The 18,386-nt window shown below is 73.3% G+C and carries 16 protein-coding genes; 11 read left to right on the forward strand and 5 right to left on the reverse strand.

Annotated elements, in window-relative coordinates; all coding sequences use genetic code 11:
• Window position 1 precedes the first annotated feature (1 nt).
• Window positions 2-3,289, forward strand: coding sequence for a tetratricopeptide repeat protein (locus RM590_RS06895; protein ID WP_311703487.1), 3,288 nt, complete (start codon window positions 2-4; stop codon window positions 3,287-3,289).
• A gap of 21 nt (window positions 3,290-3,310) precedes the next feature.
• Here RM590_RS06895 and RM590_RS06900 read toward each other — a convergent pair whose 3' ends face one another.
• On the reverse strand, window positions 3,311-3,529 hold the full coding sequence (locus RM590_RS06900; protein WP_311703488.1) for a hypothetical protein: 219 nt from the start codon (window positions 3,527-3,529) through the stop codon (window positions 3,311-3,313).
• A gap of 4 nt (window positions 3,530-3,533) precedes the next feature.
• Window positions 3,534-4,406 (reverse strand): mycothiol conjugate amidase Mca, encoded by an 873-nt coding sequence (mca, locus tag RM590_RS06905; RefSeq protein WP_311703489.1) that lies wholly within the window; start codon window positions 4,404-4,406, stop codon window positions 3,534-3,536.
• A gap of 155 nt (window positions 4,407-4,561) precedes the next feature.
• Between mca and RM590_RS06910 the strand changes: the two genes are divergently transcribed.
• From RM590_RS06910 to RM590_RS06920, 3 genes are all read left to right on the forward strand, one after another.
• Entirely contained in the window at window positions 4,562-4,984 is a 423-nt protein-coding gene (locus tag RM590_RS06910; protein WP_311703490.1) for a DUF4307 domain-containing protein, read from the forward strand.
• A 168-nt stretch (window positions 4,985-5,152) separates the two neighbouring features.
• Window positions 5,153-5,653, forward strand: coding sequence for a transcription elongation factor GreA (gene greA / locus RM590_RS06915; protein WP_311703491.1), 501 nt, complete (start codon window positions 5,153-5,155; stop codon window positions 5,651-5,653).
• A 27-nt stretch (window positions 5,654-5,680) separates the two neighbouring features.
• Complete coding sequence (locus RM590_RS06920) at window positions 5,681-7,672, forward strand: thioredoxin domain-containing protein (protein ID WP_311703492.1); 1,992 nt, start codon at window positions 5,681-5,683, stop codon at window positions 7,670-7,672.
• Between the two features lie 10 nt (window positions 7,673-7,682).
• Here the strand turns inward: RM590_RS06920 and RM590_RS06925 are convergent, their stop codons facing one another.
• Entirely contained in the window at window positions 7,683-8,300 is a 618-nt protein-coding gene (locus RM590_RS06925) for an acyl-CoA-like ligand-binding transcription factor (protein WP_311703493.1), read from the reverse strand.
• Window positions 8,297-9,829, reverse strand: coding sequence for an MFS transporter (locus tag RM590_RS06930; RefSeq protein ID WP_311703494.1), 1,533 nt, complete (start codon window positions 9,827-9,829; stop codon window positions 8,297-8,299). The genes RM590_RS06925 and RM590_RS06930 overlap by 4 nt, the downstream gene beginning before the upstream one ends.
• A gap of 191 nt (window positions 9,830-10,020) precedes the next feature.
• On the opposite strand from RM590_RS06930, the gene RM590_RS06935 reads away from it, so the two are divergent.
• A complete protein-coding gene (locus RM590_RS06935) occupies window positions 10,021-11,865 on the forward strand; it encodes a phosphoenolpyruvate carboxykinase (GTP) (RefSeq protein WP_311703495.1) in 1,845 nt (614 codons plus the stop codon).
• Between the two features lie 63 nt (window positions 11,866-11,928).
• Here RM590_RS06935 and RM590_RS06940 read toward each other — a convergent pair whose 3' ends face one another.
• Window positions 11,929-13,140 (reverse strand): pyridoxal phosphate-dependent aminotransferase, encoded by a 1,212-nt coding sequence (locus RM590_RS06940; RefSeq protein WP_311703496.1) that lies wholly within the window; start codon window positions 13,138-13,140, stop codon window positions 11,929-11,931.
• Between the two features lie 178 nt (window positions 13,141-13,318).
• Here RM590_RS06940 and RM590_RS06945 point away from each other — a divergent pair, with 178 nt between their 5' ends.
• The 6 genes from RM590_RS06945 (at window position 13,319) to RM590_RS06970 (ending at window position 18,372) form a co-directional block, all read left to right on the forward strand.
• A complete protein-coding gene (locus tag RM590_RS06945; protein WP_311703497.1) occupies window positions 13,319-14,581 on the forward strand; it encodes an alanine racemase in 1,263 nt (420 codons plus the stop codon).
• Window positions 14,582-14,688: 107 nt separating this feature from the next.
• Window positions 14,689-15,570 (forward strand): hypothetical protein, encoded by an 882-nt coding sequence (locus RM590_RS06950; protein WP_311703498.1) that lies wholly within the window; start codon window positions 14,689-14,691, stop codon window positions 15,568-15,570.
• Between the two features lie 33 nt (window positions 15,571-15,603).
• Window positions 15,604-16,353 carry a Flp pilus assembly protein CpaB gene (gene cpaB, locus RM590_RS06955; protein ID WP_311703499.1) on the forward strand — a complete coding sequence of 250 codons (750 nt, stop codon included), beginning with the start codon at window positions 15,604-15,606 and terminating at the stop codon, window positions 16,351-16,353.
• Between the two features lie 15 nt (window positions 16,354-16,368).
• The gene (locus RM590_RS06960; protein WP_311703500.1) at window positions 16,369-17,592 is read left to right on the forward strand and encodes an AAA family ATPase; all 1,224 of its coding nucleotides are present in this window, start codon (window positions 16,369-16,371) and stop codon (window positions 17,590-17,592) included.
• Window positions 17,589-17,966: a TadE/TadG family type IV pilus assembly protein gene (locus tag RM590_RS06965; RefSeq protein WP_311703501.1), complete on the forward strand. Its 378-nt coding sequence runs from the start codon at window positions 17,589-17,591 to the stop codon at window positions 17,964-17,966. Before RM590_RS06960 ends, RM590_RS06965 begins: the two co-directional genes overlap by 4 nt.
• Before the next feature lie 4 nt (window positions 17,967-17,970).
• Window positions 17,971-18,372: a TadE family protein gene (locus tag RM590_RS06970; RefSeq protein WP_311703502.1), complete on the forward strand. Its 402-nt coding sequence runs from the start codon at window positions 17,971-17,973 to the stop codon at window positions 18,370-18,372.
• The last annotated feature ends 14 nt before the right edge of the window (window positions 18,373-18,386 follow it).

Below are 18,386 nucleotides of genomic sequence, written 5' to 3' on the forward strand. Positions count from 1 at the left end.
GATGCGGGCGCAGACCGGCATGAACGAGCGGCACCGGGCGGAGGTCGACCGGCTGCTGGCGCGGGCGGTGGACGAGGAGGTACGGCGTTCCGAGGGCCGCATCGACGGCGAGCAGTTGCTGATGCGGGCCCGCGGCGAGCTGGCGGAGATCGTCCGCCCCGCCGAGGAGGAGTACGCCGCCTACGCGCAGGCCGAGGCGGACAGCGCGCCCGGCCGGCTGGGCGACCGGTTCGCCCCGCGCGCGCTCGCGGGCCTGGCCGGCGCGGCGGGCGCCGCCGCCCTCGCCACGCTCCTCCTCGTCGGCAGCATCGACGAGTCCACGGCCACCGCGTTCACCGACGCGGTCATCGTCGCCGCCGCGGCCCTGCTCGGCTTCACGGTCCAGGCCGTCGTCGCCCACCTGTGGTCGGCCGAACGGACCGCCGGGCGCCGCCATCAGCCGGGCGGCGTCGAGCAGTTGCGGCTGGCCTGGCGCTCCGCCGTCGAGGTGCGCGGCATCCGCCCCTATCTGGAGCAGCGGCGCGTCGTCGCGCCGCGCCGCGACCCGCTCCGGGACGGCGAGAGCCGCCGCCCCCAGACGCGCCCCCCGGCCCGCGCCCGCGACCGCAGCGGCGTGGCCCGCACCCGCTCGGTGCTGGCGCGCTCCTTCGACCGGCTGCCCGACCCGGGCCATCCGTTCATCGGCCGGCGCAGCCAGCTCACGCAGATCACCCAGTGGGTCAACCGCGACCGGGCCCGCACCGACACCCGCCCCACCGTCGTCGTGCTGCACGGCCCGTCCGGCTCGGGCCGCACGATGCTCGCCCGCTGGGCCGCGCACGAGCTGCGCGAGCTGTTCCGGGGCGCCTGCCTGGTGGACCTGCGCGGCCAGAGCGAGATACCGCTGGGCACGCGCGACGCCCTGCTCCACCTGATGAACCGCCTGGGCGCCCCCCGCGAACAGCTCCTCTTCCGCGAGGGCATCGGACAGGGCGCCGACGCGGGCCAGCTCCGGCGGCTCGCCGAGCGGTACCACCAGCACCTGGCCGAGCTGCCCGTCGTCATCATCCTCGACGACGCCACCGACGCCGAGCAGGTGGCCACCCTCATCCCGGCCCGTTCCTCCTCCCTGGTGCTGGTCACGGCGGCCGAGCCGATGGCCCTCGACCCCGAACTGCCCGCGTCCGTCCATCACATGGAGCTCGGCGCCCTGGATCAGGCCGCCGCCGAGGAGCTGCTGCGCGCCTCCGTCACCGACGGCGCCACCATCGCCCCCGGCCCCTACGACGAGGTCGCCTGGCGCCGCGTCACCGAGCTGTGCGACGGCCGCCCGCTGCTGCTGCGCATGGTGGGCTCCGCGCTGGACGAGCGCTCCCCGGCCCAGCTCGCCGACGACCTCGCCGCCTATGGCCCCCCGGGCGGCGGCCTGGACCCGGCCGAGCGCGCCATGCGCATGCGCTACGCCGACCAGCCCGAGATGGCCCGCCGGCTGCTGCGCCGCCTCGCCCTGGCCGGCCGCGCCAGCCTGGGCGCCCGGGCCGCCGCCGCCCTGCTGGACGTCGGCCAGCAGGAGGCCGCCCGGCAGTTGGAGGAGCTGACCCGCGCGGGCCTGCTGCGGCACGTCCGCGGCAGCCGGTACCGGCTGCACGACCTGGTGCGCCGCTTCGCCCGCGCCCGGCTGCACGACGAGGAGAGCGACGAGGAGCGCTCGGCCGCGCAGGAGCGGCTCATCCGCAGCTACGCCGAGCTCGCCGACACCGTCATCCGGCTGGTCGACGGCAAGACCTCGACCCGCGCGGACCTGCTGCCCGCCGCGGCCGGCGGCCACGGCTTCACCTCGCTGGACGCCGCGCTGCGCTGGCTGGACGACGAGACCAGCTTCATCACCTCCACGCTGCGCCACGCCGACGAGCGCGTGGACCGGCAGGCCGTTCAGCACCTGCTGGGCGCCCTGTGCGACTACTGCCTGCTGCGCGGCGACCTCTACCGGCTCGGCGAGCTGAACGAGCTGACCCAGGCGGTCAACCAGGGCCTTCTCACCCGCTCCGTCCAGTGGCGGACCGGCGTCGCCGCGCGGCAGCTCGGCGAGCTGGACAAGGCGCGTTCGACCCTGACCTCCGTCGTTTCCCTCTACCAGAGCGCCGACAACGGGCCGGGCACCGCCCGCGCGCTGCGCGACCTCGGCATCACCCTCCAGCACCAGGGGCAACTGCGGGAGGCCGGCGACAAGTTGCGCGAGGCCCTGGACCTCCAGCAGGGCGCCGCGCTGGACGGCGACCGCGCCTGGACCCTGCACGCGCTGGCCGCCGTCGAGCGGGAGTGCGGCCGGATCGGCGCCGCCCGCGGCATGCTCGGCGAGGCGCTGCGGCTGCACCAGGGCAGCGGCAGCGTGCACGGCGAGGCGTGGACCCGGTTCCAGTTGGGCCAGACCCTGCTGTGCGCGGGCGACGTGCCCGCGGCCGAGCGCGAACTGCGGCTCGCCCTCGACCTGTACGAGCGTTCCCGCGATGTGCGCGGCGTGGCCTGGGCGATGACCGAGCTGGGCCTGGCCCGGGTGCACGCGGGCGACCCGGCCGCCGCCCAGGAGGAGCTGACCACCGCGCTGGCCCGGCACCGCGAGACCGAGGACGCCCGCGGCGAGGCGTGGACGCTCTACGACCTGGGCCAGGCGCTGGAGGAGTCGGGCGACACCGCGGGCGCGGTGCGCACGATGGAGCGCGCCCGCACCATGTTCAGCCGGATGCGGGACGTCTTCGGCCTGGCCAGCGCCCGCCACCACTCCGCGCGCCTCACCCGCGACATGCGCGCCGAGTCCACGGGTTCCCTGCGCAACAGCGGTTTCGCCCGGCAACTGCTGACCGACGCGCGCCGCGACTACCAGCGCGCCGGCGTGCGCCGGGGCGAGGCGTGGTCGTGCGTGGAGCTGGCGGTGATCGAGGCGGGGAACGAGCGGCTGGGCCAGGCGCTGGAGCTGGCCGACGAGGCGCTGCGCCTGTTCACCGAGGGGTATGGGGAGGGGCCGGACGCCCGCGGCGCCGACTGGGCCCAGTTGCTGCGCTGCACCCTGCTGCCGCTGGCCTCGCCCGGCGGCTCGGAGGTCGGGCAGGCGGTCGCCCAGGAGGAGCTGGCGCAACTGCTGCGCTCCGAGCACCCGTTGCGCGACCCGCGTGTGACGGACGTCGCGCACACCTATGCCCTGGTGCTGGAGCGCGGCCAGGGCCCGGAGGACGGCTGGCCCGCCTGGCGGCTGGGCATGGTGCCCCGGCGCGGCGCCCGGGACGTGATCGGGGTGGCGGCACCCACGCCGTGACGGCGCCGGCGCCGCCGGCCGTCAGGAGCGCTGGGGCTGCCGCCCGGCGTCGGCCTGGCCGGCGCGCTCCGCGCTCCGCTCCTCCGTTTCCGTGACGGCGATGCGTCCGAGGTGTTTGCTCATGGACTTCAGCAGGATCCAGACGCCCACGCCCAGGACCGCGAACACGATGAAGCCCAGCACTCCGGGCGTCACCGTGTACTCGTTGAGCTCCTCGGCGAGGGGTAGCAGGTCACTCATGCGTTCAATTCTCCCGGATGCCGGCGAAGAGGTCCGACTCGGGTAGGGAGGTGTCGACGCGGGAGCGGGCGAGCTCGTAGTCCTCCGTCGGCCAGACCTCCTGCTGGATCTCCATCGGCACCTTGAACCAGCCGCCGTCCGGGTCGATCTGGGTGGCGTGCGCGATCAGCGCCTTGTCCCGGACGGGGAAGAACTCCGCACAGGGCACGCGGGTCGTGAGCTGCCGCTCCGGCCAGTCGGCGGCGTCCCAGCGCTCCAGCCACTCCCCGTAGGGCGAGTCCAGCCCGCGGGCGAGCATCGCCTCGTGCAGTGCCACGGTGCGGGGCCTGTTGAAGCCCTGGTTGTAGTACAGCTTCAGCGGCTCCCACGGCTCGCCCGTCCCCGGGAAGCGCTCCGGGTCCCCGGCGGCCTCGAAGGCCGCCATCGAGACCTTGTGGGTCATGATGTGGTCCGGGTGCGGATAGCCGCCGTTCTCGTCGTAGGTGGTGATCACATGCGGCCGGAACGACCGGATGAGCCGCACCAGCGGCTCCGTCGCCACCTCCAGTTCCTGGAGCGCGAAACACCCCTCGGGCAGCGGCGGCAGCGGGTCGCCCTCCGGCAGCCCCGAGTCGACGAAGCCCAGCCACTCCTGGCGCACGCCCAGGATCTCCCGGGCCTCGGCCATCTCCTTGGCCCGCACCTCGTGGATGTGCTCCTCCAGGTAGGGGTCGCCCTGGAGCTTGGGGTTGAGGATGGAGCCGCGCTCGCCGCCCGTGCAGGTGGCCACCAGCACGTCCACGCCCTCGGACACGTATTTGGCCATGGTGGCGGCGCCCTTGCTGGACTCGTCGTCCGGATGGGCATGCACGGCCATGAGTCGCAGTCGCTCGGTCAAGGCTCGGTCCTCGTCCTTAAGTCGGTGGTCGGTCTCCGGCAGACGCCTTCTATAGTGACTGATGGAGCGGCCCCGTTATTCCGTATTTCGGCCGGTCGCCGATCACCGCAACGACCCACCGCAACGACCACCGTTCACCGCGAGGACCGACCGTCATGGCTGATGTGCGAGCAGGGCTTCCCGAGGGCCGCTACGGCCGCTCCGGCGCCGCCGACGCCCGCACCGACCGGCGGCTGCGGATCACCGGCCTGGTGCTGGGCGTCGCGCTGCTCGGCTTCGTCGGCTGGGCCGGGGTGTCCTACATCGGCGAGCAGAAGGTCACCGGCGAGCTGACCGGCTTCGAGGTCGTCTCGGACGGCGAAATCGAGATCAATCTCGCGGTCCGCAAGCCCTCGGGCACCGACGGTGTGTGCACCGTGCGTGCCCAGGCGGAGGACGGACTGGAGGTGGGGCGCGGCGACTTCCGGTTCGACGAGGACGCCGGGAGCGTGCACCGCTCGGTGACGCTGCGCACCACTGGGCGCGCGACATCCGCCGAGCTTATGGGCTGTTCGGAGGCGGATCGCCCCGCCGACTAGGCGTCCCGAGGGTTTGCGCGCGGCAGCGGAGGGTAATCCTTCCGCACATCGACCGGCATTGTTAGAGTCGATATTTCGATCGATGCATCGCCCGCCCAGGAGCGCAGACGTCCGGGTCGGGCCTTCGTTTTTTGTTCCCTGTAGTTTCCCTATCCCCGAGGAGCACCTGTGACGCAGACCAGCGACACTGTCACCTGGCTGACCCAGGAGGCGTATGACCAGCTCAAGGCGGAGCTGGATCACCTGACGGGTCCGGCCCGCGTCGAGATCGCGAAGAAGATCGAGCAGGCCCGTGAAGAGGGCGACCTCAAGGAGAACGCGGGGTACCACGCGGCCAAGGAGGAGCAGGGGAAGATGGAGGCGCGGGTGCGCCAGCTCAACCAGCTCCTGGAGAACGCCAAGGTCGCCGAGGCCCCCGCCGACGACGGCGTGGTGGAGCCCGGCATGGTCGTGACGATCGCCTTCGACGGCGACGAGGACGACACGATGACGTTCCTGCTCGCCTCCCGCGAGTTCGCCACCTCGGACATCGAGACCTACTCGCCGCAGTCGCCGCTGGGCAGCGGTGTGAACGGCAAGAAGGTCGGCGACGACGCCGAGTACCAGCTCCCCAACGGCAGCACCGCCCGCGTCAAGGTCCTGGAGGCCAAGCCCTACCAGGCGGCCTGATCCCGCCACGCGGTGCAGGATGGACGCATGGCCAATCGACTCGCCGCCGAGACCTCGCCCTATCTGCTTCAGCACGCGGACAACCCCGTCGAGTGGTGGCCGTGGTGTGCGGAGGCGTTCGAGGAAGCACGGCGGCGAGACGTTCCCGTCCTGCTCAGCGTGGGATACGCGAGCTGTCACTGGTGCCATGTCATGGCCCGGGAGAGCTTCGAGGACGCCTCCGTCGCCGCCTATCTGAACGCGCACTTCGTCTCGGTCAAGGTGGACCGGGAGGAGCGCCCGGACGTGGACTCGGTGTACATGGACGCCGTGCAGGCCGCGACGGGGCAGGGGGGCTGGCCGATGACCGTGTTCATGACCGCGGACGGCGAGCCGTTCTTCTTCGGCACCTACTTCCCTCCGCGTCCGCACGCCGACATCCCGTCGTTCACGCAGCTCCTCCAGGGCGTGCACACGGCGTGGACCGACCGGCGGGGGGAGATCTCCCAGGTCGCCGGGCGGATCACCCGGGAGCTGGCCGAGCGGCGGCTGACCTATACGGCGCCCGCCCCGCCCGGTGCGGAGGATCTGGCGGCGGCGGTCGGCGGACTCGCGGGCGAGTTCGACGCGGCGAACGGCGGCTTCGGCGGGGCGCCGAAGTTCCCGCCGTCGATGGCGCTGGAGTTCCTGTTGCGCCACCACGCCCGCACCGGCGCGGCCGAGGCGCTGCGCATGGCCGAGCGGACCTGTGAGGCCATGGCGCGCGGCGGGATCTACGACCAGCTCGGCGGCGGCTTCGCGCGGTACGCGGTGGACGCCACCTGGACGGTGCCGCACTTCGAGAAGATGCTCTACGACAACGCGCTGCTCGCCCGCGTCTACACCCATCTGTGGCGGGCCACCGGCTCGGACCTGGCCCGCCGGGTCGCGCTGGAGACGGCCGACTTCATGGTGCGCGAGCTGCGCACGGCCGAGGGGGGACTGGCCTCGGCGCTGGACGCGGACAGCGAGGCGCCGGAGGGCGGCGGCCACGCGGAGGGCGCGTTCTACGTGTGGTCCCCGGAGCAGCTCACCGCGGCGCTGGGCCCGGCGGACGCGGCGCTGGCCGCCGAGGTGTTCGGCATCGGCGAGGCGGGGACGCTGCGGCTGCCGGGCGAACCGGCGCCCGAGGGCCTGCGCGCCCGGCTGCTGGCGGCCCGGGAGGGCCGGCCGCGCCCGGAGCGCGACGAGAAGGTCATCGCCGCGTGGAACGGGCTGGCCATCGCCGCGCTCGCGGAGACCGGCGCCTGTTTCGGCCGGCCGGACCTGGTCGACGCTGCGGTGGCCGCGGCCGAGCTGCTGGTCGCCGTGCACCTGACCCCGGACGGCCGGCTGGCGCGCACCTCCCGGGACGGGCGGGCCGGGCCGAGCGCGGGCGTGCTCGACGACTATGGCGACGTCGCCGAGGGCTTCCTCGCGCTGTACGCGGTGACCGGGACGCGCGCCTGGCTGGACCGGGCCGGGGCGCTGCTGGAGACGGTGCTGGCGCGTTTCACGGGCGAGGACGGCGAGCTGTTCGACACGGCGGACGACGCGGAGCGGCTGATCCGCCGCCCGCAGGACCCCACGGACGGGGCCACCCCGGCGGGCTGGACGGCGGCGGCGGGCGCGCTGCTGTCGTACGCCGCGTACACCGGCAGCGACCGGCACCGCGGCGCGGCGGAACGGGCGCTGGGCATCGTGACGTCCCTGGGCCCCCGGGCGCCGCGCTTCATCGGCTGGGGCCTGGCGGTGGCCGAGGCCGCCCTGGACGGCCCCCGCGAGGTGGCCGTGGTCGGCCCGCCGGACGACGCGGCGACGCGCGCCCTGCACGACACGGCGCTGCGCGCGACCGCCCCCGGTGCGGTGGTCGCCCACGGCGTCCCCGGCGCGCCCGACCTGCCGCCCCTGCTGGCCGACCGCCCGCTGCGCGACGGCCGCCCCACGGCGTACGTCTGCCGCGGCTTCGTCTGCTCGGCGCCCACGACCGACCCGGAGACGCTGGCGGACCAGCTCAGGTGACGGACAGACCCTAGTCCGCCAGGTCGTGTTCGAGAACGTCCATCGCGCGGTCCAGCAGCGACATCAGGTCGTCGCGCAGGCCCCGGGCGACCCAGTGCATCAGGACCTCGCGCAGGGCGCCGAGCGTCGCGCCGATGAAGACCCGCAGCTCCAGTTCGTCGGGGGAACGGCCGGTGCGGGCGGCCAGGACCTCGGCCAGCAGGTCCCCGGTGGCGGCCATGCTCTCGTCCAGGCGGGCGCGGACCGCGGGCACCGAGCGGACCAGGCGCATGCGCTGCTCGACCTCGGCCACCCACTCGGGGCTCGCGTAGACCGTGCGGACCGTCTCGCGCAGCGCCTCGCGCAGGGCTGTCAGCGGCGGCTCGCCGGCGGGCCGGGCCCGGAGCGCGGCCTCCAGGACGGGGTCGTCCTCGTCGGTGAGGACGATGTCCTCCTTGGTGGGGAAGTAGCGGAACACCGTGCTGGTGGAGACCTCCGCGGCCTCGGCGATCTGGTCGACGCGGGTGGCGTCGTAGCCCTGCTCGCCGAAGAGCCGGTACGCGGCGCGCCGGATCGCCCGGCGGGTGCGTTGCTTCTTCAGCTCGCGCAGGCCGGTCCTGGCCGTCGGCTCGGCGGGCGGGCGGCTCATGCGCGGGCCTCGCCCTCGGCGGGGGCCGCGACCGGTTCCCCGGCCCGCCGCGGGGCCAGCACCAGGCCCGCCACGAGCGCGGCGGCGAGCGCGGCGATGGCGCACAGGTACAGCGTCACGCTCATGCCGTGCACGAACGCCGCGTCGGCCGACTCCGCCAGCGCGGTCAGGCCCCGGCGGTCGGCCACGGCGTGGGCGGCGACGACCGATTCGCGGGCGGTCGCGGCGGCGGCGGCCGGCAGGCCGTCGGTCGTCAGCCGGTCGCGGTAGACCTGCGCGAGCAGGCTGCCGAGCAGTGCGACGCCGAGCGCGCCGCCGACCTGCCGCGTGGCCATCAGCAGCCCGGAGCCGACGCCGGCCCGCTCCCGGGGCAGCGCGCCGAGCGCCGCGTCCATCGCGGGAACCAGGGACAGCCCGGCGCCGAGCCCGGTCACCGTCATCCAGGCGGCGGTCAGGGCGAAGCCGGAGTCGGGTTCCGTGGTGCTGCCCAGGACGCCGGAGAAGCACAGCAGCACCAGCCCGGTGGCCACCACACCGCGCCGCCCGAACTGTCCGACCAGCGGCGGGCAGCCGCGCGCGGCCACCAGCAGCCCGGCCAGCAGGGGCATCACCCGGATCCCGGTGCCGAACGCGTCGTGGCCGCGCACCGCCTGGAGGTACTGGGGGAGCACGAACAGCAGCCCGGCGAGGATGAAGCTGATCAGGGCGCCGACCAGCGCGTTGCCGCCGAAGCCGGGCAGGCGCAGCAAGCCGACGTCCAGCATGGGGCGCGCGCGCCGGCGCTCATGGGCGACGAGCAGCGCGAGCAACGGGACCGAGCCGCCGAGCGTGCCGAGGACCACCGGATCGTCCCAGCCGCGCCCGGGCCCCTCGATCAGGCCGAACACCAGCGCGCCGAGGCCACCCGCGCTCAGCGCGGTGGCGACCGGGTCGACGCGCGGCGCGGCCGGGTCCCGGCTCTCCGGCAGCAGCAGGAGGCAGGCGGCGATGCCGGCGGCGATCAGCGGAACGCTGAGCAGGAAGGTCGAGCCCCACCAGTAGCGGTCGAGCAGCCAGCCGCCGACGAGCGGGCCGAGCGGCATGCCCACGGCCAGCCCGGAGGTGACCGTGGCGATGGCCCGGCCGCGCTCCGCCGGGCCGAAGAGCGAGGGCAGGACCGCCACCGCGAGCGGGCTGACCAGGGCGGCGCCCAGCCCCATCACGCCGCGGGCGGCGATCAGCGCCCCCGGGGTGTCCGCGAACGCGCCGAGGAACGAGCCGGCCAGCGTGATCACCAGCCCGGTGACCAGCATCCGGCGCCGCCCGAACCGGTCGCCGAGCAGGCCCGCGGGCAGCAGGGCCGCGGCGAAGACGACGAGGAACGCGTTGACGAACCACTGCTGCTCGCCGGTGCCGGCGTGCAGTTCGGCGGCCAGGGTCGGCAGGGCCACGTTGAGGACGGTCATGTCGTACCCGAGCACGAGCACCGCGACGACCAGAGCGCCCAGCGCCCACCAGCGGCGCGGGTCGCCCTGCGGGGAGTCGGCCAAGGGGCACCTCCGGGGACACCGTGAATTGATAGTGACTCCCAAAAGTCAGTGAATGTCAAGGTGTTGAAAGAGGCGTGCGCTCATCTGAGCTGCACTGGACACGGAAGAGGCGAGGGGGCACTATCAGATGAGCGCTCCGCTCTTCGGATGAGCGCGTACAGCTCGACCACCCTCAACCCTCTGGAGCGAACGTGACGCTGACATCAGCCGCTCCCGTCGCCGCCCACGCCCCGACCCGGCACCACAAGCTCATCACCTGGGTCGAAGAGATCGCCGCACTCGCCGAGCCCGACCGGGTCGTCTGGTGCGACGGCTCCCAGGAGGAGTACGACCGCCTCTGCGCGGATCTCGTCGCCAAGGGCACGTTCATCAGGCTCAACCCCGAGAAGCGGCCCGGCTCGTACTACGCCGCCTCCGACCCGACCGATGTCGCCCGGGTCGAGGACCGCACCTTCATCTGCTCGGAACGGCAGGAGGACGCCGGTCCCACCAACAACTGGATGGCCCCCGCCGACATGCGGGAGATCTTCACCGGTACGAAAGGTCTGTTCCGCGGTGCGATGCGCGGCCGGACCATGTACGTGGTGCCGTTCTGCATGGGGCCCATCGGCTCCCCGCTCTCCGCGCTCGGCGTGGAGATCACCGACTCCGCGTATGTCGCCGTCGCCATGCGCACCATGACCCGGATGGGCAGCGCCGTGCTGAAGGAGCTGGGCGAGGACGGGCAGTTCGTCAGGGCCGTCCACTCCGTCGGCGCCCCGCTCGCCGAGGGACAGGCGGACGTGCCGTGGCCGTGCGCCCCGGTCAAGTACATCTCGCACTTCCCCGAGACCCGCGAGATCTGGTCCTTCGGCTCCGGTTACGGCGGCAACGCGCTGCTGGGCAAGAAGTGCTACGCGCTGCGCATCGCCTCGGTGATGGCCCGCGACGAGGGCTGGCTGGCCGAGCACATGCTGATCCTCAAGCTCACGCCGCCCGGCGGCGCCGAGCCCCGGTACGTGGCCGCCGCGTTCCCCTCCGCCTGCGGCAAGACCAACCTGGCCATGCTCCGGCCCACCCTGCCCGGCTGGCGGGTGGAGACCGTCGGCGACGACATCGCCTGGATGCGCTTCGGCGAGGACGGGCGGCTGCGCGCCATCAACCCGGAGGCGGGCTTCTTCGGGGTCGCCCCCGGCACCGGCGAGAGCACCAACGCCAACGCCATGCGCACCCTGTGGGGGAACTCGGTCTTCACCAACGTCGCCCTCACCGACGACGGCGACGTCTGGTGGGAGGGCATGACCGCGGAGCCGCCCGCGCACCTCACCGACTGGCGCGGCGAGGACTGGACCCCCGCGAGCGGGCGGCCGGCCGCCCACCCCAACGCCCGGTTCACCGTGCCCGCCGCGCAGTGCCCGACGATCGCCCCCGAGTGGGAGGACCCGGCCGGGGTGCCCATCTCGGCGATCCTCTTCGGCGGGCGGCGCGCCACCGCCGTTCCGCTGGTCACCGAGTCGTTCTCCTGGCGGCACGGCGTCTTCCTCGGCGCGAACGTCGCCTCCGAGAAGACCGCCGCGGCCGAGGGAACGGTCGGCGAGCTGCGCCGGGACCCGTTCGCCATGCTGCCGTTCTGCGGCTACCACATGGGCGACTACTTCGCGCACTGGCTGGCCATGGGCGAGCGCGCGCCGGACCCGGAGCGGCTGCCGAAGATCTACTACGTCAACTGGTTCAAGAAGGACGGCGACGGCCGCTTCGTCTGGCCCGGCTTCGGCGAGAACATCCGGGTGCTGAAGTGGATCGTCGAGCGCCTCGACGGGCGGGCCGAGGGCGTCGAGACCGCCATCGGCGTGCTGCCCGCGGCCGGTGAGCTGGACACCGACGGGCTCGAACTCACTCCGGAGCAGCTCTCGTTCCTGCTGGAGGTCGACCCCGAGGTCTGGCGCCAGGAGGCCGCGCTGATCCCCGACCACCTGCGCACGTTCGGCGCGCGCGCCCCCGAGGGGCTGTGGGAGGAGTACCGGGAGCTGTGTGAGCGGCTGGACCGCCTCCGCTGACGGGCCGACGGCTGACGGCGCGGGGCCCCGCACGACGGCGTGCGGGGCCCGGCCTCAGTACGGTCAGTACTGGTTGTAGCCGTCGAGGAAGGAGCCGATCCGCTCGATGGCGCTTGCCAGTTCGCTGGCCTGCGGCAGCGTGACGATGCGGAAGTGGTCCGGCTCCGGCCAGTTGAACCCGGTGCCGTGCACGATCATGATCTTCTCGGCGCGCAGCAGGTCGAGGACCATCTGCCGGTCGTCCTTGATCTTGTAGACCTTGGGGTCGAGCCGGGGGAACGCGTAGAGCGCGCCCTTCGGTTTCACACAGGTCACCCCGGGGATGCGGGTCAGCATCTCGTAGGTGGTGTCCCGCTGTTCGAGGATGCGGCCGCCGGGCAGCACAAGCTGCTCGATCGACTGGCGGCCGAAGAGGGCCGCGGCCACGGCGTGCTGGGCCGGCATGTTGGCGCACAGCCGCATATTGGCCAGGATGGTCAGGCCCTCGACATAGCTGGTCGCGTGGTCCTTGGGCCCGCACACGGCCAGCCAGCCGCAGCGGAAGCCGGCCACGCGGTAGTTCTTCGACAGGCCGTTGAACGTGAGCGTCAGCAGGTCGGGCGCGATCGCGGCGGTCGACGTGTGCACGGCGTCGTCGTACAGGATCCGGTCATAGATCTCGTCGGAACACACCACCAGCCGGTGCCGCCGGGCGATCTCCGTGAGCTCCCGCAGCATCTCCGTGCTGTATACGGCGCCGGTCGGATTGTTCGGGTTGATGATGACCAGGGCCTTGGTCCGGTCGGTGATCTTCCGCTCGATGTCCGCCAGATCCGGCATCCACTCGGATTGCTCATCGCAGCGGTAGTGCACGGCGGTGCCGCCGGCCAGCGCGACCGAGGCCGTCCACAGCGGATAGTCGGGCGCGGGGACCAGCACCTCGTCGCCGTCGTCGAGCAGCGCCTGCATGGACATCTGGATCAGCTCGGAGACGCCGTTGCCCAGGTAGACGTCCTCGACGGACAGATGGATGCCCTTGGTCTGGTAGTGCTGCATCACCGCGCGGCGCGCGGACAGCAGGCCCTTGGCGTCCCCGTAACCGTGGGCGGTGCCCACGTTCCGCAGGATGTCCTCCAGGATCTCCGGGGGGCAGTCGAAGCCGAACGCCGCCGGGTTCCCCGTGTTGAGCTTCAGGATGCGGTGGCCCGCCGCCTCGAGCCGCTGCGCCTCTTCGAGCACCGGGCCACGGATCTCGTAGCAGACATTCGCGAGCTTGGTCGACTGGATCACCTGCATGCCCGCAACCTTACGGCCGTGTAACGCGGCGCGCTCTGTGTTTTCGCCCACGCGGGTGACGCCCGGGCCGGAGGCGGCGTTACCATCCGATCGCACTCCGTTGACCTTCTCCGTACCGGGTGCTAGGTAGGGTCGGGGACTGCTCGCGCACGCATTCACTCGGTCACCCGGAGTCGCCATGACCACGTCGCTCGACACGCTCGCCGACGAGATCGTCGATCACCGCTTCAAGGGGCTGCCGCCGGACGCGGCGGGCCGCACCGTGGGCGAGCTGACGGCCGAGCGGCGCGACCTGTACAGCGGCGGGTTCATAACGCCGGTGCTGACGCTCTCCGCGGAGGCCGTCGAGCACAACATCTGCTGCATGGAACGATTCGCCAGCCGCCACGGCCTGGCCCTGGCCCCGCACGGCAAGACGACGATGTCGCCGCGGCTCTTCCAGCGCCAGCTCGACCACGGCGCCTGGGGGATCACGGTCGCGGTGCCCCACCAGGCGCGCGTGGCGCGGGCGTTCGGGGTGCGGCGGATCTTCCTCGCCAACGAGGTGGTGGACGCGGCGGCCCTGGCGTGGCTGGCCCGGGAGCTGACCGCCGACCCGGCGTTCCGCTGTGTGGTCTACGTGGACTCGGCGCGCGGCGTCGAGCTGATGGACGCGGCGCTGACCGCGGCCGGCGCCGGGCGCCCGCTGGAGGTGGTCGTCGAGCTGGGCGCGCCGGGCGCACGCTCCGGCGTGCGGGACGCGGGGGAGGCGGCGACGGTAGCCGACGCCGTGGCCGCCACCGCCACGCTGCGGCTGACCGGCGTCGCGGGCTACGAGGGCGAGCTGCCCGACGCGGACGCCGACACGGTGCGGGAGTGGATGGACGCGCTGTGCGGGCTGGCCGTCGAGTTCGACAAGGCGGGCCGGTTCGCGGCGGCGGAGGAGATCGTCGTCAGCGCGGGCGGCAGCGCGTGGTTCGACGTGGTGGCCGCCGCGTTCGGCGAGCTGCCCGACCTGTCCCGCCCCACCTGCCGGCTGCTGCGCTCCGGCGCCTACATCAGCCATGACGACGGCCGGTACCGGGAGGTCACCCCGTTCAACCGGGTGCCCCAGGAGGGCTCGCTGCTGCCGGCCTTCCGGCTGTGGGCCCAGGTCGTCTCTCGGCCCGAGCCCACGCTCGCCCTCATCAACGCCGGGAAGCGGGACATCGCCTACGACCTGGGCCTGCCGGAGGTGCAGGCGGTGCGCACGCCGGAGGGCCGGGTGAGCGGCGGCGCCGGGCTGGCCGTCAGCAGGCTCGCCGACCAGCACGCGTTCCTCACCGGCGAGAGCGTGCCGCAGGTGGGCGACTGGGTCGCGCTGGGGATGTCGCACCCCTGCACGATCTTCGAGAAGTGGCCGCTGATCCCCCTGGTCGCGGGGGACGGCACGGTCACCGACTACATCCGCACGTTCTTCTAGGCAGCGGCCGGGATCCGCGCTGTTTTCCCCGCCCGGGGAGTGGATAAGCTGCCCAACTGGCAGACTCACCTCTAATCGAGACGGGTGTTCAGCCCGGGGGGAGCGGCATGCCGATTGCCATCGCGGTGACCAGCGCCGACCTCGTGCTGCCCCCCACCGACCAGCACACGCCCAGCGCCCATGTGCTGACCGCGCCGGAGCGCCAGGACTTCCCCACCGCGCTCGCCGAGATCAGCGAGCTGCTCACCCGGCACGGGTACGCCATCGTGCTCTACCCGACCACCACCCCGCGCCCTTACGTCCAGCGCCTCCACGCCGTCCGGGCCATGCTTGAGTCCGACCGCATAGCCCTGCTGCCCAGCGCCCTGCCGCCGCTGGGCACCGCCGTGCTGGTCCGCCAGCTCCGCCAGCTCTCCGCCTGCGACTTCAGCCCCGGCGTACTGGGCGCCTCCGCGCGCCTGCTGGCCCACTACATCTACGCCGGCGCGCTGCTCGCCTCGGGCGCGCGCCTGCACCGCGTGCCGGTCAGCCTCCCCGCCGGCAACGGCACCCGCCACCCCGGCGGCCAGTGCGCCGTGCTGGCCGGGCCCACCCCTCAGCTCGTCCGCGCCGACGGCGATGTGGCGCTCGCCGGGCCGCAGTTCTCCACCGCGCTCACCTACGCGCCCGGCACCCTGGGCAGCGAGTGGGTCACCGGCCGGCTCGCCCGCCAGTGGCAGGTGCAGGGGCTGCACCCCGTGCCGATGCCCGCCGAGTCCACCACCTGGTGGGCCACCGCGAAGCTGGTGGAGTTCGCCGCCGCCATACCGGATGTCTCCCTGCTCTACCAGATGGTGAGTCAGATGCGGCAGGAGGCGTGCCACTGGTGCGGCCTCACGCTGATCGGCGACCGCTGCGCCTTCTGCTCCGCGCCCGTGGTGCCGCTGGAGCGCAGGCCGCGCGCCATAGGGACAGCGCGGCGCCGGGCGCTCGCCCCCGGCGCGGGATGACCGCACACACGACGGAGAGGGTAGACACGCTTCATGAACGCTCGCCAGCGACGCGGCATCCTCCTGCTGCTCGTTTCGGTCCTGCTCGCCGTCGGGGCGTTCGCCGGGGTGCTCGCGGTGATCAACGACGTGGAGTCCAAGGTCGGTCCCGAGCGGACGGCGTACGAACTGGCCGAGGACATCGAGCCGTACCAGGAGGTGACGGCCGACCAGTTGCGCGAGGTCAGCATCCCCGAGCGGTACATACCGGACTCGGCCGTGACCGACCTGGCGCAGATCGAGGACCAGGTCGCCGTCGGCCCGCTCACCGAAGGCTCCCTGCTCCAGGACGACATGCTCTCCGACCGGCCCGAACTCGACCCCGGCCAGCAGGAGATCGCCGTCATGATCGACGCGTCCACCGGGGTGGCCGGCAAGATCTATCCCGGCGCCTCGATCAACATGTACGCCGCCTTCCGGGTCCGGGAGGGCGAGGGCGACCAGGCGCAGGAGACCGAGGTCGTCCAGCTCATGGTGAACAACGCCGAGGTCATCGAGGTCGGCGACCTGACCGAGGTGGAGGACGAGGACAGCAACGCCACCGAGGCGGTGCCCATCACCTTCGCCCTGGACAACACGGACGCGCAGCGTGTCACCTTCGCCGAGGCGTTCGCCGAGCAGGTCCGGCTCGCCCTCGTGGCGCCCGGGGACGAGGAGGAGATTCCGGCCGACGAGCGCACGTACACCATCATTGGTGACATCGTCGGCGCTCCGCACACCGGAATCGACGAGCTCTCCCCGTAGAAGTCAGGTGGACCGATGACGACGCGCATTCTGCCCGCGGTGGGTGACCCGGACACCGCCCGCTCCCTGATCACGCTGCTCAGCCAGTTGCCCGACAGCGAGCCGATGCGTGCCGTCCCGGACTCCACCGCGCTGCTGGACACGTTGGCCTCGCTCACCCACGAGTCGGTCGCCGAGCTGCCCGAGGTCGTGGTGATCCACGAGCGGATGGGCCCGCTGCCGGCGCTGGAGCTGATCCGCGAAGTGGCCCTGCGGTTCCCGGCGGTGGGCGTGGTGCTCGTCTCCGCCGACCCCACCGCCGGGCTGTACTCGGCCGCCATGGACGCCGGCGCGCGCGGCCTGGCCGGGCTGCCGCTGTCCTACGAGGAGTTGGGCGCCCGCGTCGCCGCCGCCGCCCAGTGGGCGGCCGGCATGCGCCGCCACCTGGGCGCCGGCAGCGAGGTCGTGGCCGGGCCGGGCGGCCGGATCGTCAGCGTCGCCGGCGCCAAGGGCGGCGTCGGCGCCACCCTGCTCGCCACTCAACTGGCCCTGGCCGCCCAGACGTCGGGGCCGTTCGAGCGGGGCGTCATCCTGGTCGACCTCGATCTGCTGTGCGGTGACGTCGGCTCCTACTTCGACGTCCAGTTCCGCCGTTCCGTCGCCGATCTCGCGGGCATCGCCGACATCTCCCCGCAGGTCCTCGCCGAGGCCGTCTTCACCCATGAGACCGGCCTGTCGATGCTGATCGCGCCCGCCGAGGGGGAGCGCGGCGAGGACGTGAGCGACGCCACCGCGCGGCAGTTGCTGACGGCGGTCAGGTCGCGTCACGACGTGGTCGTCGTGGACTGCGGCTCCCATATGAACAGCGCGAACGCCGCGGCTGTGGAGATGGCCGACGCCGCCCTCCTCGTCACCACCCCCGATGTGATCTCGGTCCGCGCGGTGAACCGCATGGTCCGCATGTGGGACCGGCTGCGCATCCGCAAGGCGGCCGACACCCTCACCGTGGTCAACCGCCTCGGCCGCGGCAGCGCCATCCAGCCGCAGCTCATCTCCCGTATCACCGGCACTCAGGTGGCGCGCAGCGTGATCCCGGCCGGGTTCCGGGAGTTGCAGGAGGCGCAGGACGCCGGCCGCATCCAGGACCTGGACGGCCGGGGCCAGGTGCGGCGCGCGATGTGGTCGCTGGCCGCCGAGCTCGGCCTGGCCGGCGCGGAGCAGGCCGCCACCGGGGGCAGACGGCGGGGCAGGCGGTCATGAGGGTCCGGCCGGGGGAGCGCGAGCGGGACCGGGGCGCGGTGTTCGTGGAGTTCGCCGGGCTGTTCCCGCTCATTCTCGTGATGATGGCGGCCATCTGGCAGTGCATTCTGATCGGTTACGCCTTCTCCCTGGCCGGAAACGCGGCGGACGAGGGCGCCCGGGCCGCCGCCGGAGCCGACGGCGACGAGGCGGCGGCCTGCGAGGCCGCCGCGCTCGAACACCTGCCGGGCGGCTGGTCCGCCGAGGTCTCCTGCCCCCTGGAGGGCAACGTCCGCAAGGCTCACGTGGACATCGAGGTGCCCGTGATGTTCCCCGGCGCCTTCAACCTCCCGCTCACCGTCTCCGGCACCGCCGGCGCGGCCGAGGAGGACTGAGCCGATGACCCCGGTCCGGAACGCCCCCCGCGCACAGCGCCGTTGGCCCCCCTGGCGCCGCCGCCGCGACGCGGGCGTCACCGCGATCGAGTTCGCCGGCTGGCTGCCGCTGCTCGTCATCGTCGCGCTCGCCGGGCTTCAGCTCGGCATCGCCGGGTATGCCGCCCTTCAGGCCGGCAGCGCGGCCCGGGCCGCCGCCCGGACCGCGGCGCAGGAGGATATCGAGGACCAGTACGAGGCCGTCGGCGAGGCCGCGGTGAGCGACTGGCTCACCGTCGAGATCGACCCCGTGGCGCTCTGCGGCGAGGAGGCCACCGTGACGGCGCGCGTGTCCGTGCCGTCCGTCCTGCCGTTCATCGAGGACTTCGGCGAGGCCAGCCGAACCGTGACGATGCCGTGTGACTGAAGCCGGGTGAGGAA

This window comes from Streptomyces litchfieldiae (assembly GCF_031845365.1).
GTDB lineage: Bacteria > Actinomycetota > Actinomycetes > Streptomycetales > Streptomycetaceae > Streptomyces > Streptomyces litchfieldiae.